The following is a 14,173-nucleotide window of genomic DNA, read 5'->3' as shown; positions in this document are numbered from 1 at the left end:
TCCTGCCAGAGGGGGGTACCCTACAATGAAAAGTAATTTACAAAGTGCTCATTAGTAAAATAGAATAAAAAGACTAATATTATACTGGTGTTAAAAATACGTTATCGTTGGGCCTCATTCTGTCATAAAAATCCAATTATCGGACGAATCGTTCATGTCTTTGTTATGTTGGTAGCGGTAGCTTCTATCGTACTTCCATTGATGTCAAAAGACGCAACAACGATCTTAGTTTCATTGTGTGTTGCACTAGTATGTTTCGTGTTGTTTGTCTTCTTTGCACTGGCCGACAAAATGCGTTCAGGAATGCACTAATCAACTAAATATCCGCCAAGCATTCTCTTTTCTAAACTTCATTATAAAATGCATGCGGCCAAATACGGAAAAGCCCAAAGTTATTAACTTTGGGCTTTTCTTCTAACTGCTGTGGTTAATTACGACCGAGTGATACGGCAACCGAGTTTTACAGCGTTATATGCAGAATTAGAAAATCAATCAGGCATCACAACAATACCCATGGTTTCAAGCAACTGCTCTTGTTGCCAAGCGACAATCTTAATCCCTGTCGTATCCACTTTGCGAGGGTCTAACCCTTCTAATTCCGCATGACACAAGTTAGCCCCCTGCATACTGAATTGCCCCCATACATCTTCGGAGAACACGCCTCGGCTGAGATCAGACTCTTTCAGTGACGCACCGCCAAGGTAAGTCCCTATCCAACGGTTTTCAAACAGCTCACACTTTTCCAAGCAGGCCTGCTCCAAGTTGGCGTATGACAGGTTACAGCCCGTAATATACGCAGAGCAAAAGTACATCCTATTGCTTACTTGATTGGCAAAGTTAGCACGAGTAAAATTCGCTCCTTTTAAATCGCATTCACGCAGCTCAATCCCATAGCAATTCGCATTACTAAAGTTCGCCATCGCCAACTGGCAATTCTGGAAACTTGCGTCTCGTAAATCGGCAATATCAAAGTGGCACCCCTCAATATCGCCTTGTTCAATAAACTTACAGTTAATAAACGTTGCATCACGTAAGTTCGAACGTCTGAAATCACAACGGATAAACGTACAGGCCGTAAATGTAAGCTCTGATAGATCTTGCTGAGCAAAACTGTGCTGATGATAAGTGCTGTTATTAGTGTCCATTTAACCCCCTAAAGAAATCAAGCTAAGACTACCATTGTGATCTTAAGAAAACATCAAATTAAAAACCAACAAAAACAGCAACTTAAAACACCCTAATTTGGCCATTCTAAGGCACCAAACGAGCCATTTAAGGTTGTTATTTTCGTTTTATGGCATGCGCTTATCTTGAAAATAGTTTTGTCGCTTAGAAGTGGGGGGAGATTAGACACAACGAGAAGATCATCATATGTCAGCATAAACTTGATGCCATAGCCTATATAGATATCTTCGCTTGATACTTAGTCTTTCGAAAACCTTAGCTTATATCGATAGGCTAAAACTAAAAGATGATTTTTATTAGTAAAGTCAGAAAAATGGGGAGGCCAAGATCAAAAAATGGCCGCTTGATGCGACCATTTTATAACTCTTTAAACTTTTTCTTAGCTAGACAATTTAAAACTACGTTAGCTCTTGACTACGTTTGCAATGCCTTCAAGCTGTAGAACTGGGGCTGCGTCGATGTCTTCGGCGTTCATCATTGCAGACACACGTTGCATCGAAGAAAGCAGTAGGCTTTGCTCCCATGCTTCTAAATTTTGGAATTTTTTAACAAAGTTATCTTGTAGCGGTGGTGGCGCATTGTTAAGTAGCTCTTGACCTTTTTCAGTCAGATTTGCGTGTACTTTGCGGCGATCTGACGAGCTGCGAACACGTTGTACGTAGCCGTTCAATTCCAAGCGATCGATGATCGTCGTTGTCGTCGCTTGACTCACATTAGTTTGATTAGACAATTCTTTGATCGTCACATTACCCATCTCTTGGATTGCGCGCATTAAAATCAATTGAGGGCCCGTCAAACCATACTCTTTACTCAGCTTTTTCGAGTGTAAATCGATAGCGCGAATAATTTGGCGAATAGCGACCAAGATTTCGTCATGTTTATCCAAGATGCAGACCTTTGTACTAATATACTGTGAGTGACTTTACAGTGCCGGGGCGATGAGATTTCCAAACTGAACAGCTTAGGATCGCTCGAATTACACTGTAAATTGATAATTTACTTCATTGATTTTTCCGCATTGTACTGATGTTAATACTATTCTCAATCTTTTCTATACCACTAAACTTGCGTGGTACGGCACTTTTGCCTAATGAAGGGGGAATCAAAGCTTCAATGAAGACAAAAATAATGAGTCAGAGAATACAAACTCAAAGAATAATATATTTTAATAATCATAGAGGTAGAGAGATTTAACCCTCTCCACCCAATAAAAAACCAGCCTCAATAGCTAAGCTTAAAAACGAAATTTTACGCAGCGGTATTCATCTGAAAGTTACCAGTAAGCGCATTATAAAATTCACTGTTATCCAAAATACCGATCAGTTTATTGTCTTCCACCAGCAAAATCGGGTGATTACTTAGCTGTTTCAGTTTAATCGCATCGCGCATGCCAATCTCTGGGCTTGCCACTACAACACTCGATGCGCTGATTGCCGTCAAATCGTCAGATTCGTTCCACTCAACAAGCGCTAAAGTCGATTCACCTTTTACCGATAACGTACCTTCACTCTGCTCAATCCATAAGTCTTTAGCATCACAGATCTTCCAGCTTTCATCTTCTTGTTTCAAAGAATCCAGAGGCTGCATCAACGAACGACCTTTGAGTACGTTCAACGGGTTAGTATGTGCGACAAAATCTTTCACGTATTCTGTTTTTGGCGTGAGTACGATCTCTTCAGGCTTACCGTGTTGAATCAATTTACCTGATTCCATGATCGCAATGTTATTACCAATCTTCAGTGCTTCATCCAAATCATGGCTCACGAACAGAATCGTTTTGTTAAGCTTGTTTTGTAATAGAATTAGCTCATCTTGCAACTGCGCACGAATCAACGGATCAAGCGCTGAAAACGGTTCATCCATAAGAAGAATGTCAGTATCCATCGCAAATGCACGTGCCAAACCAACACGTTGCTGCATACCGCCCGATAGTTCATGCGGATACTTGGTTTCCCACTCTGCCAAACCCACCATTTCAAGCTGTTCACGCGCTTTAGCACGACGAACATCTTTTGCGACACCTTGCATTTCAAGGCCAAACGCCACGTTATCTAACACGTTTAACCAAGGCATTAGGGCAAATTTTTGGAACACCATTGAAACGCGGTGAGTGCGAAGGTGACGTAAGGTCGCTTCGTCACACTGTTCACCTAAATCAACCAGCTTATCGCCATCTTTGATTGCCAATGAACCACGGCTGATCTCATTCAAACCGTTTACTGCACGAAGCAAAGAAGATTTACCTGAACCCGATAAACCCATCAGCACACAAATCTCGCCTTCTTCAACCGTCAGCGACACATTGTCTACGCCAGCGACTTGGCCAGTCTCATCAATGATCTCTTGGCGAGTTTTACCTTGGTCGAGCAGTTCAAGCGCTTGCTTCGGCTTATCACCAAACACAACATCGAGGTTTTTAATGGTAATCGCATCCATAGTCTTTGGGTCCTTAGAGATAGACATGATTAAGCTTCCTTCTGGTTTGGTGTTTTGCACAAGCGATCAAGAATGATAGCGACTAATACAATCGCTAGCCCGGCTTCAAAACCTTGTGAGATGTTCACTGTGTTCAATGCGCGAACAACAGGTTTACCAAGCCCGTCAGCACCGACAAGAGCAGCGATAACCACCATCGAAAGCGACAACATAATACATTGAGTTACACCTGCCATAATGCTTGGTAAGGCTGCCGGTAATTCCACTTTCATCAGCAATTTCATGCGGCTTGCACCAAACGCTTTACCCGCTTCAATCAACTCTTCAGGCACTTTGGTGACGCCTAAGTAGGTCAAACGAATTGGCGCGGCAATAGCGAAGATGATGGTCGAGATTAAGCCAGGAACGATGCCCAAGCCGAATAAAACCAAAGTCGGAATCAGATACACAAACGTTGGAACCGTCTGCATTAGATCAAGAATGGGTCTAAGCACCGTATATAACCAAGGGCGATGCGCGGCCATAATGCCAACTGGAACACCAATTAATACGGAAATCGTTGTCGCTGCAAATACCAGGACAAAGGTTTCCAGCATTTCTTGCCAGTAGCCAAGGTTTAAAATAGTCAGCAAAGCTGCAACCACGAAAATCACAAGCGAGGGTTTACGGTGTAAATACCATGCAATCGCCGCGGTCATCACGATTGGTAAAGCCGGTGGCATCCACTTAAATACATCGACTAAAAACATAATGACGGTTTCTAGAAAAATCGAAATAGCGTCAAAGAATCCTGCTGCATTGATTGTTAGCCAATCAACACCCGCTTCCATCCATTGACCAACAGGGATTTTGTTTTCCATAATAAAATTCACAATATTGCCTTTTATTATGGGTGGGCTACTTCAAACCAATAGACAATTGGCAAGCCCACCTTTTTTATTTATAGAGCTTTGATAAATAGATCGATAGGTAGGTAAAACTAAGCTTTAACTTGTTTTAGGTATTCAGTAACCGCTTGAGTCGCTGATTCACCTTTATGCGTTTTTACGTTGTCTAACCAAGTTTCAACTTGTTGAGGGTTATTGTTCAACCATTGTTGAGCCGCTTTCTCTGGCTTCACTTTTTGGTTAAGAATCTCTTCCATCAACTGGTTTTCCATCTCTAGAGTGAACTCTAGGTTTTGCAGAAGTTGACCGACGTTTGCACACTCAGACACGTAGTTTGAACGAACATTGGTGTAAACATTTGCGCCGCCGTAGTTAGGGCCGAAGAAGTCGTCACCACCTGATAGATATTCCATCTCAACATTGCTGTTCATTGGGTGCGGTGCCCAACCTAGATAAACGATCCACTGGCTACGACGAGCAGCACGAGATACTTGCGATACCATGCCCGCTTCACTTGATTCCACTAGGCTGAAATCTTTCAAGCCAAACGCGTCGGAATCAATCATTGATTGGATTAAGCGGTTGCCATCGTTACCCGGCTCGATGCCGTAGATGCGGTCTTTAAATTTGTCGGCATGTTTTGCTAGGTCGGCGAAGCTTTTTACGCCAGAGTCGTACACATATTTTGGTACAGCTAGCGTGTATTTTGCGCCTTCAAGGTTGGCACGCACTGTCTCAACCGTTCCCGCTTCGCGGTACTTAGCGATGTCGCCTTCCATAGTTGGCATCCAGTTACCTAGGAATACGTCAATATCGCCGTTCGCCATTGAAGAGTAAGTAACCGGTACTGAAAGCAGGTCGGTTTTGGTTTTGTAGCCTAGGCCTTTCAGTAGCTCTGAAGTGACAGCCGTTGTTGCGGTAATGTCTGTCCAACCAACATCAGCGAAGCGTACGTTTTCACATTGTTGTGGTTCAACAGAAGCGTTAGCACCAAATGCAAATGAGCTGATGGCTAGTGCTGTTAACGTTTTTGTCGTCACGTTCTGAATATTTAGAGTCGTCATAATGGTTCCTTTTTATCTTTCCTTTTGCTGCTCGATATCAACACCGATAGAGAGCAATTCTTCTGACTTTTGACTAATTAGTTTTGTTATTTTTTGCTTGTTACTTGTTGTTTTTATTCTTTGCTGCTTTTTCTATTTTTTGTCCAATAACAGAGGCTTACGCTTCTCGTACTGGCTTATTGATTCTTTGTATTTCTTCCCACTCCGGTGCTATCCATACAAGAACGTTTTGCTCTTTTAGAACGGGCTTGCCCAAAATCAGGTCCGAGGCACGCTCAGCAACCATAATGGTCGGTGCGTTCAAGTTACCGTTTGGAATAACAGGGAAAACAGACGAGTCGACCACGCGCAGATTATCAATACCGCGAACACGACACTCTTCATCAAGTACCGCCATTGGGTCGTTATCTGAACCCATTTTGCAGCCACAAGAAGGGTGATATGCACTTTCAACGTTCTGCTTAACCCATTCGTCAATTGCTTCATCGGAGGTAATGCTTAGACCCGGCTGAATCTCTTCACCACGGTAAACATCCATCGCAGGTTGCGACAAAATCTCACGCGTCAGACGAATACAATCGCGCCAATCTTGGCGATCTTGTTCGGTCGAGATGTAGTTGAAAATGATCTCTGGCTTGGCATGTGGGTCAGCAGAAGTGATCGCTACCGTACCACGACTTTCTGGCTTATTAGGCCCAACATGAACTTGGAAACCGTGACCATCAAAGGCCGCTTGCCCGTCGTAACGCATCGCTGCTGGCAGGAAGTGGTATTGAATGTTTGGCCACTTCAATCCTTTGCGAGAGCGAATAAACGCACACGATTCAAAGTGGTTAGTAGCACCCAAACCTTTGCGAGTCAGAATCCATTCCGCGCCAATCATGCCTTTGCTGACTAAGCCCAACTTGCTGTTGAGCGTGATAGGTTCGTTACAGTGATATTGGAAGTACACTTCTAAGTGATCTTGTAGGTTTTCACCGACGCCGCTCAGTTCGTGTTTCAGCTCAACACCCGCCTTTTCAAGCACCGCTTTCGGGCCGATACCAGAAAGTTGCAGCAGTTGAACCGAGCCAATAGATCCCGCAGAAGAGATCACTTCTTTGTTCGCCACGGCAACTTGGGTATTGCCTGACTTTTCAAACTCGACACCAACCGCTTTCAAGCCTGATTGACCTTCTGAGTCTTGTGCTTCAAGTAAGAAACGACGCGCCACGATGCCTTTTTTCAAGGTAAGGTTTGAACGCTTCAATGCACGACGTAGATAAGCGTTAGAGGTTGAGGCTCTAACACCCTTGTCTACCGTCATATGCATGGTGCCGAAGCCTTCTTGCTGGTAGCCGTTGTAATCTTGTGTTTCTGGGTAACCTGCGTCTTTACCTGCATCAATGAATGCTTGGTAAAGCGGGTTGAGCTCCATATCGTTACCGTTACAAGTGCCGACAGGGCCATTGTCGCCACGATATTCGTCACCACCTTTATTCCATGATTCAGCACGGCGGAAATAAGGCAAGCAAGCTTGGTAATTCCAACCAGCTGCACCCTCTTCTTCCCACTGGTCAAAGTCACAAGCGTGGCCACGAACATAAACCATGCCGTTGATCGATGAGCTGCCACCCAACACCTTGCCGCGTGGACAATGCAGTTCACGTCCATCAAGGCCCGGTTCTTGTTGGGTCTCAAATTGCCAAGCGTACTTTTCAGTATTCATCGGGTAAGAAAGCGCAGTCGGCATTTGGATAAAAATACTCTTATCCGTACCACCCGCTTCCAATAATAAAACGCTATGTTCACCGCTTTCCGTTAGCCTATCCGCTAACACACAGCCGGCCGAACCCGCGCCGACGATAATATAATCGTAGCGTTGTTCCATGTTTTGATTTCCCTGAGATGAGTCAGTAGGGCTCGCTCTGTTAAGCTAACCCATAAAATTGAGTGTTACGCGTTAGGCATAAGGGCTGGCGTAGTCGCCAAGTTCAATAAGAATGCTCTTAGTCTGCGTATAGTGGAGTAGAGTCTCTGGCCCGTTTTCACGGCCAACCCCTGAAAGTTTGTAGCCACCAACAGGCATTTCTGCAGGTGAGTCACCCCATGTATTAACCCAACAAATACCCGCCTGCATTTGATGAATAACACGGTGAGCGCGAGAAAGGTTTTGCGTGAATACGCCAGCAGCAAGGCCGTACTTAGTATCGTTAGCACGACGAATCACATCGTCTTCGTCCGTAAACTTCAACACTGACATTACAGGGCCGAAGATCTCTTGCTGAACGTGAGGCATGTCGTCATGACAATCTGTGAATACCGTAGGAATAACAAAGTTGCCGTTTGCTAAGCCGTTGTCCGTCACTTGATAACCGCCAGTCAGCAGAGTTGCACCCGACTGTTTAGCCAGTTCAATTGCTTCAAGGACTTTTGAAAGGTGTTCTTTAGAAATCAACGCGCCGATCTGAGTCTCCATATCCATCGGGTTACCAATGATCAGCTTCTCAGTGCGTGTTTTAAGTTGGTCGATAAATGCGTCGTAGATATTTTCGTGTACATAAACACGAGTACCGTTAGTACACACTTCACCTTGGGTGTAGAAATTAGCGACCATTGAAGCCGACACCGCATCGTCCAATTTCGCATCATCAAAGATGATCATTGGTGATTTACCGCCGAGCTCCATCGTTACAGACTTGAGTGTTTTAGCACTGTCTGACATTACCGCTTTGCCCGTACCAGTTTCACCTGTGAAAGACACTTTAGCGATGTCGGGGTGAGCCGTGAGCATTTGGCCGACACGGTAATCGCCCTGAACTACGTTAAACACGCCATCAGGAAGACCTGCTTCAGTAAAGATCTCAGCAAGCTTGAGCGCCGTTAGCGGCGTTTCTTCTGAAGGCTTGAAGATCATCGCGTTACCCGCAGCGAGTGCTGGAGCCAATTTCCACATTGCGATTTGGATAGGGTAATTCCACGCGCCAATGCCCGCACAGATACCTAGCGGTTCACGGCGTGTGTAGAAAAATTGAGATTCACTAAGAGGCTGTTGATCGCCTTGCAGCGTAGGTGCTAGCCCTGCGAAATACTCAATAACGTCGGCGCCAGAAGCCACATCGACTTCGATCGCTTCTTGTAATGGCTTGCCCGTATCGACAACCTCAAGGTTCGCAAGGTCATTATTTCGAGCTCTAAGTATCTCTACCGCCTTTAAAAGAATGCGGCTGCGTTCTACGGCTGTCATTGCTGACCATACCGCAAACCCGCGCTTCGCCGATTCAATCGCATTTTCGACGTCAGCTGAAGAAGCTTGGCCAAGCGTTGCGATAGGTTCGCCGTTTGCAGGGTTAATGCTGACGAAAGTTTCGCCTGAGGTAGCGTCAACCGCTTTACCATCGATGTATAACGAGTTCATTTCCATTTGATCTTCTGACTTAATTATTGTTGTTAGACTCTATCGGTCTATGTATTTGTGAATGCATATCGTTGTTGAGAGCGAGCCTTTTGAGCTCACTCACTAGAATTTTTGATGAATCATTAATCACGCTGACACGAGTAAAACGTAAGCTGCTTGTCTAAGTAGTCATTGATGATTGCACGAGCTTTATCAGCGTTAATGCCTTCAGGATTGAGCGTCCCTCTCAGCCAGATGCCATCAATTAATGATGCGATGCCGTGTGCGACCAATTCTGCTTGATCAGGTTGAAAAATTGATTTTAATTCAATAAGTAAGTGAGAAATCAAACGCTTTTCATTCACGCGCTGAAGACGCTTGAGTTGAGCGTCATGCATCGAATAAGACCAGAATGCGAGCCATGTTTTCGACACTTTATTTTCCGCTTGATAGCCTTCGAAATTACCGTTAATGATAGCGTTAATCCTTTGCTGGTGAGCATCAGCAGGGAGCGCTTTTAATTCTGTTGTTACGGTATTCGAAAGTTGACGCAGTATTTCTCGCATGGTCTCTTCAAGCAGGCCATGTTTCCCACCAAAATAGTGATTAATGATGCCAGTGGAGACTCCCGCCTCTTTGCTGATCAACGCAATACTCGCAGCATGTAAACCCACTCGATCAATCACCGTCATGGTCGCTTGAACAAGCTGTGGTTTACGTATGTCAGGCATCCCAACCTTGGGCATTTTTTAGTCCTTCTATTTTATATTGAACGTTCAGTTAAGTATAAAATGACAGAAAAGTAGTTAGGGTTCAAATGATTATTTAAAACAAACTCGTAACAATACAGCACTCGAAGTACAATAAATCATTTTAAAACAATCAGTTAAATATCATTTAGACCGCTAAATGAAATCATTAAAGATTTGAGGTGTGATGGTTACGGGTCAAAAGTTTTTGCTTAGAAAGAGCAAAAAATAAATCAGTAGGAATCCGTGTAGACACTTTTTTGGGGGAAGTTGAAAGGTAGTATCAATAAGTCTTAATACTGAAATTTAAGACAAGGAAATCTGCACTCAACAAAGTAACGAATCAAGACATGAACAAAAAAGGCCGATAATGACAGAGCCATCATCAACCTTTGCGGAGTCGTTATTGCTACTTTCTTTGACTACTCAATACGTGTAATGAAACCGTACTTATCAGAGTCTGCTTTAGTCATCCAGTGCTCACCAGCAGCAGGTGCAGAATCTAAAGTGAAGATATAGAAATCGATCCCTTTCTCTCCCATCACCTTTTGAAAATAGGTCGCTTGCTGACGATGGCTCTCATTGGCGTATGGGAATTCTTTGGCCGTTTTATTCCCTTCAGCCCAACTATGCACACCCACCTGCTTATTCAGTTCAATGGCCTTGGTAGTATCAGCGCGTTGCAAAATACGTGGGTTGCCAGCAGCGAATAGATCCGTACCACCCGAAAAAACCGAACCCGTTGGAGTCACAACCGTCGTCATCTTGTTGTTATTGATCATACGCCCGGTGTACATGTTGATTTCGTCATCAGCACTGCCGCCAATATGATTGGTAAACTTCAACGTCATCTCACTGCCTCGGTATAACTTCACGATATCAAAAAGCTGAGAATAAGTTGATGCGCCGAGAGTGGAAGTAATGCGCTCAACAGCGCCTGTCTCGTTAAGCACATCGCGGTAAAAAGCGTTGAAGGCAAACGATGTGGTAATGGTGACTTTATTACCATTTTTGGTTTTACTCAGAATCGTCGAACCTAGGCTCGTTACGTATTGCGACAACTCGTTTTGGTATTCAAGCTTAACGGAGACTTTTTTATCCTTCGTCATTGCTTTTATTGACGTAGTATCATTAGAAGTAAAACGTTGTGCTGCATCACAATCAAATAGGTCCAAGCCCTTGCTCTCTGTATAGATACCACAGCTATCAAACCCAGCATCAGGAAAGTACAGATCAACGCTTTGACCTAAGCCATCCAAAAGCCTAATCACTTTTTGCTTATCACTAATATCTTCAGCAAACTGAATTTTTTCATACAAAACACCATCGTAAGAGAGCTTCATAGCCTCTTCTTGGAGCTCTTGCCTCTCTTGATACAATTCACCAAGTTTAGCCGAAGAAAATACATAGTCAGCCTTCGGTTTCTTTTGCGAAATGGTGGTTGATTGTCCCGCGTTTGAACTTGAATTACAGCCAGCCAAGAGAGCCAAAGGTAACGCTAGCAACGTATTTCGATAGTACTTCATACCATTATTCCCCAAAATTTTGATTGGAGAAATTCTATTGGTTAACAATTAAATTATCTGTCGTGCGAATGTAATAGAATGTAGATTTTTTTGAACGTTGTTTTTTATTTTTCGATTAAATAAGAAATCGGCATTGAACTAGCATGGAAAGTGTTTAATCATTCGCATCAGGAATTTCTTCTTGACGCATTTGTGATTGATATGCAACAGCAGGAGCCGCCAAAATTAAACGCACTCACGTAATTTCAACAAATTAAACGCACAACAAGGCTGATAACGGAATGACAAAACCTAAAATGATCATCGTTGAAGACGATTTAAAACTTCAGCAAATGCTAAAGGATTACTTTGTAGCACAAGACTTTGAGGTCACCGCGTTAGACGATGGCAGTGATGCAGTGCAAACCATCCTTGACGACCAACCTGATATCGTGCTGTTGGATTTAATGCTTCCTGTAACCGATGGGCTTACAATCTGCCGACAGACACGTACACACTTCAAAGGTAGAATCTTAATGCTCACCGCCAGCGATGACGATTTTGATCACGTTGCTGGTTTAGAGACAGGGGCCGATGATTATGTCACTAAGCCAATAAAACCACGAGTTCTGCTAGCAAGAGTCCGGTCACTATTGCGCCGACAGGAAACCGATACGTCATCAGTCGATGACTCAGGCACCCTTCAATTTGATCAACTCATTCTGAAAAACACCTATAAAAAGTGTGAGCTTTCAGGCGCGGTTTTATCACTGACAGACAGTGAGTTTGATTTACTTTGGCTGTTAGCATCCAACCCTGATACCCCGCTGTCACGTGATTACTTAACTCAAACGCTGCGCGGGATCGAGTACGACGGGATCGATCGGACGATTGACAACAAAGTAGTACGTTTGCGAAAAATACTTGGTGACGACAAAGCACCAGCAGAGAAAATTCAAACCATTCGCGGAAAAGGTTACTTATTTGTTTCGACCGCCTGGCATTAACCGCGCTCAGTACGGGCGCAATGAAAGAGAGCGATTATGCGACGTATCTATTTGGAGTCCCTACTAGGGCTGTTAACTTGCTTTATTGTTGGTCTTCTCGCCTACGAAATTTGTGTCTATCAGCTCAATACCGACTATGAATATATATTGCAAGATTACGAAGCAACGGCCCACCAACAGCTCCTAGAAAACATCGCGAATAATCAGGGCCTCGAAGCCGCTCATCAAGCCATAAATCAGTTTGTTGACACCTCCCGCAATACCCTCATCACATTCAAATCGAATGATGAAGTACCGACTCCAGTTTCTGAATTCTTTACTGCTAACCCCAACGTATTTATTTTTCACGACGACTATCGGGAGTTATGGTTTCGCTTAGCTAACAGTGAAAACATCTATCATTACCTGCCCAACGACGACACGCTCGTTCGACAAAAAATAGAGCTCGAAGATGACCTTATTTGGGTATTCTTTATCGCGAGCTTCATCGTATATGGCCTGGGTCATCTGTTGATTATTTTCCGCAGAGTTAAGAAGCTTGAAAATGCCACATTACGCTTCTCTGAAGGCGACCTCTCTTCGCGAGCTGAAACATCAGGCGGCAGTGCAATTGGAACTCTGAATAAATCCTTTAATCTGATGGCCGACCGAATCCATAGCTTGATCGAGAGTAATCGTTCGCTCACCAATGCGGTAGCTCACGAACTGCGAACTCCAATATTTCGAATTCAATGGCAAGCAGAAATGCTCAAAGACACGCCACTCAACGAGGGGCAGCAAGATACTATCGAGAGCATTGTTGAAGACACAGAAGAGATGGAAAAAATGGTCGATGAGCTACTATATTACGCAAAACTCGACAGTTGTGACCTAGATAACTTACAACAGCCATTAGAGATAAGAGATTTTCTCGATCACGCAATGAGTCGTTGGAACAAAGAGACGGAACTTAATATTGACCTATCCTTACCAGAAAAGCCTCATTTGATATTAGCAGATGATACGCTGCTCAATCGCGCGTTAGATAACCTAGTACGTAACGCGATGAAATTCGCACGCTCACAAATTTCGATAGAAGCAAGCGTGCACCACGATATGCTACAAATCGCCGTGCATGACGACGGTGACGGCGTAGCAAAAGAGCACCGTTCTCGCCTATTTGACCCATTTTACGTTGGAGATAAAGCGCGTAACAAAACCAAGAGTGGTCATGGTCTAGGGCTTTCTATCGTCAATAAGATCTGCGCTCAGCACGGTGCGACAGTCCTAGTTGCACAAAGCAACACCTTAAAGGGTGCCGTATTCACTATGACCTTTCCACTGTGTAACGGTTCGGCTGACAAACCCATACAGTAACGACCAATCATCTCTGGAATAATGTTCAACATCAACCGAAGGGGAGCTATATATCTCCTTCAAAGCAGACAACAATCGTTCACCTTAACTAACGTGAGTTAAATTTTATCTCTGGAGATACACATGAAAAAATTAATGATCATCGCGGCACTATCACTTGTAGCAACAGGTTGCGCTCAACAAACTTTCGTAATGGCCCCTCAAGAGAGCGAAGCAACAGCACCAACAACTGAAAAGTCACACCACTTTTTCATCAACGGTCTAGCGCAGAAAAAGCAAATTGATGCAGCTAAAGTATGTAACGGTATCGACAACGTTGCTAAAGTTGAAGTTCAAGAGACATTCGTGAATGGTTTACTAGCAGCCGTAACTTTTGGTATTTATACACCACGAGAAGCACGCGTTTACTGCAAAGCTTAACTCGTCGTTATTTGTCCACGAACCAACTGACGACACCAAAAATTTGGTCTTGGAAGCTTCTACCTGACATTAACGTTAACGCTACAGAGTAGTGTTAGTGAGTAGTCGCTTATATTGGGCGAGAAATTACACCCAATTGAGAAGCTAAAACTAAAAAACCGCCCACAGAGGGTAATGCCGATCAGTTA

13 protein-coding genes are annotated in these 14,173 nt (G+C 43.8%); 4 read left to right on the top strand and 9 right to left on the bottom strand.

Annotation, left to right across the window (positions count from 1 at the left end; genetic code table 11):
- Nucleotides 1–96: 96 nt before the first annotated feature.
- Nucleotides 97–312, top strand: a complete 216-nt coding sequence (locus AB4589_RS23340; RefSeq protein ID WP_041473012.1) for a hypothetical protein — start codon at nt 97–99, stop codon at nt 310–312.
- 176 nt (nt 313–488) lie between these two features.
- Here AB4589_RS23340 and AB4589_RS23335 read toward each other — a convergent pair whose 3' ends face one another.
- The 9 genes from AB4589_RS23335 to AB4589_RS23295 all read right to left on the bottom strand — a co-directional run bounded on the left by AB4589_RS23335 (nt 489) and on the right by AB4589_RS23295 (nt 11,223).
- On the bottom strand, nt 489–1,145 hold the full coding sequence (locus tag AB4589_RS23335) for a Qnr family pentapeptide repeat protein (RefSeq protein WP_012600074.1): 657 nt from the start codon (nt 1,143–1,145) through the stop codon (nt 489–491).
- A 443-nt stretch (nt 1,146–1,588) separates the two neighbouring features.
- Nucleotides 1,589–2,071 (bottom strand): MarR family winged helix-turn-helix transcriptional regulator, encoded by a 483-nt coding sequence (locus AB4589_RS23330; protein ID WP_009845974.1) that lies wholly within the window; start codon nt 2,069–2,071, stop codon nt 1,589–1,591.
- A gap of 362 nt (nt 2,072–2,433) precedes the next feature.
- The gene (gene choV / locus AB4589_RS23325; protein WP_371710539.1) at nt 2,434–3,648 is read right to left on the bottom strand and encodes a choline ABC transporter ATP-binding protein; all 1,215 of its coding nucleotides are present in this window, start codon (nt 3,646–3,648) and stop codon (nt 2,434–2,436) included.
- Between the two features lie 2 nt (nt 3,649–3,650).
- Nucleotides 3,651–4,493: a choline ABC transporter permease subunit gene (gene choW, locus AB4589_RS23320; protein WP_372101791.1), complete on the bottom strand. Its 843-nt coding sequence runs from the start codon at nt 4,491–4,493 to the stop codon at nt 3,651–3,653.
- A gap of 107 nt (nt 4,494–4,600) precedes the next feature.
- Nucleotides 4,601–5,572 carry a choline ABC transporter substrate-binding protein gene (locus AB4589_RS23315; protein ID WP_372101790.1) on the bottom strand — a complete coding sequence of 324 codons (972 nt, stop codon included), beginning with the start codon at nt 5,570–5,572 and terminating at the stop codon, nt 4,601–4,603.
- A gap of 157 nt (nt 5,573–5,729) precedes the next feature.
- On the bottom strand, nt 5,730–7,442 hold the full coding sequence (gene betA / locus AB4589_RS23310; RefSeq protein ID WP_372101789.1) for a choline dehydrogenase: 1,713 nt from the start codon (nt 7,440–7,442) through the stop codon (nt 5,730–5,732).
- Nucleotides 7,443–7,514: 72 nt separating this feature from the next.
- Nucleotides 7,515–8,975, bottom strand: a complete 1,461-nt coding sequence (gene betB / locus AB4589_RS23305) for a betaine-aldehyde dehydrogenase (protein ID WP_372101788.1) — start codon at nt 8,973–8,975, stop codon at nt 7,515–7,517.
- A 116-nt stretch (nt 8,976–9,091) separates the two neighbouring features.
- Entirely contained in the window at nt 9,092–9,694 is a 603-nt protein-coding gene (betI, locus tag AB4589_RS23300) for a transcriptional regulator BetI (RefSeq protein ID WP_065105898.1), read from the bottom strand.
- Nucleotides 9,695–10,119: 425 nt separating this feature from the next.
- On the bottom strand, nt 10,120–11,223 hold the full coding sequence (locus AB4589_RS23295; RefSeq protein ID WP_372101787.1) for an alpha/beta hydrolase: 1,104 nt from the start codon (nt 11,221–11,223) through the stop codon (nt 10,120–10,122).
- Between the two features lie 281 nt (nt 11,224–11,504).
- Here AB4589_RS23295 and AB4589_RS23290 point away from each other — a divergent pair, with 281 nt between their 5' ends.
- From AB4589_RS23290 to AB4589_RS23280, 3 genes are all read left to right on the top strand, one after another.
- Nucleotides 11,505–12,209, top strand: a complete 705-nt coding sequence (locus AB4589_RS23290) for a response regulator (protein ID WP_371694817.1) — start codon at nt 11,505–11,507, stop codon at nt 12,207–12,209.
- Between the two features lie 36 nt (nt 12,210–12,245).
- Nucleotides 12,246–13,565: a sensor histidine kinase gene (locus AB4589_RS23285; RefSeq protein ID WP_372101786.1), complete on the top strand. Its 1,320-nt coding sequence runs from the start codon at nt 12,246–12,248 to the stop codon at nt 13,563–13,565.
- A gap of 123 nt (nt 13,566–13,688) precedes the next feature.
- Nucleotides 13,689–13,985: a Bor family protein gene (locus tag AB4589_RS23280; RefSeq protein WP_017097222.1), complete on the top strand. Its 297-nt coding sequence runs from the start codon at nt 13,689–13,691 to the stop codon at nt 13,983–13,985.
- Nucleotides 13,986–14,173: the final 188 nt, after the last annotated feature.

It is taken from the genome of Vibrio sp. 10N.222.49.A3 (assembly GCF_041475145.1).
In the GTDB taxonomy this organism is placed as follows: domain Bacteria; phylum Pseudomonadota; class Gammaproteobacteria; order Enterobacterales; family Vibrionaceae; genus Vibrio; species Vibrio tasmaniensis_A.
The sequence above is the reverse complement of the archived record's forward strand: the minus strand, read 5'-3'. Positions and strand labels throughout refer to the sequence as shown.

Coding starts and splice junctions, on each gene's coding strand:
- AB4589_RS23335 (WP_012600074.1), bottom strand. CDS start 1,145: ATGGACACTAATAACAGCACTTATCATCAGCACAGTTTTGCTCAGCAA.
- choV (WP_371710539.1), bottom strand. CDS start 3,648: ATGTCTATCTCTAAGGACCCAAAGACTATGGATGCGATTACCATTAAA.
- AB4589_RS23315 (WP_372101790.1), bottom strand. CDS start 5,572: ATGACGACTCTAAATATTCAGAACGTGACGACAAAAACGTTAACAGCA.
- betA (WP_372101789.1), bottom strand. CDS start 7,442: ATGGAACAACGCTACGATTATATTATCGTCGGCGCGGGTTCGGCCGGC.
- betB (WP_372101788.1), bottom strand. CDS start 8,975: ATGGAAATGAACTCGTTATACATCGATGGTAAAGCGGTTGACGCTACC.
- betI (WP_065105898.1), bottom strand. CDS start 9,694: ATGCCCAAGGTTGGGATGCCTGACATACGTAAACCACAGCTTGTTCAA.
- AB4589_RS23295 (WP_372101787.1), bottom strand. CDS start 11,223: ATGAAGTACTATCGAAATACGTTGCTAGCGTTACCTTTGGCTCTCTTG.
- AB4589_RS23290 (WP_371694817.1), top strand. CDS start 11,505: ATGACAAAACCTAAAATGATCATCGTTGAAGACGATTTAAAACTTCAG.
- AB4589_RS23285 (WP_372101786.1), top strand. CDS start 12,246: ATGCGACGTATCTATTTGGAGTCCCTACTAGGGCTGTTAACTTGCTTT.
- AB4589_RS23280 (WP_017097222.1), top strand. CDS start 13,689: ATGAAAAAATTAATGATCATCGCGGCACTATCACTTGTAGCAACAGGT.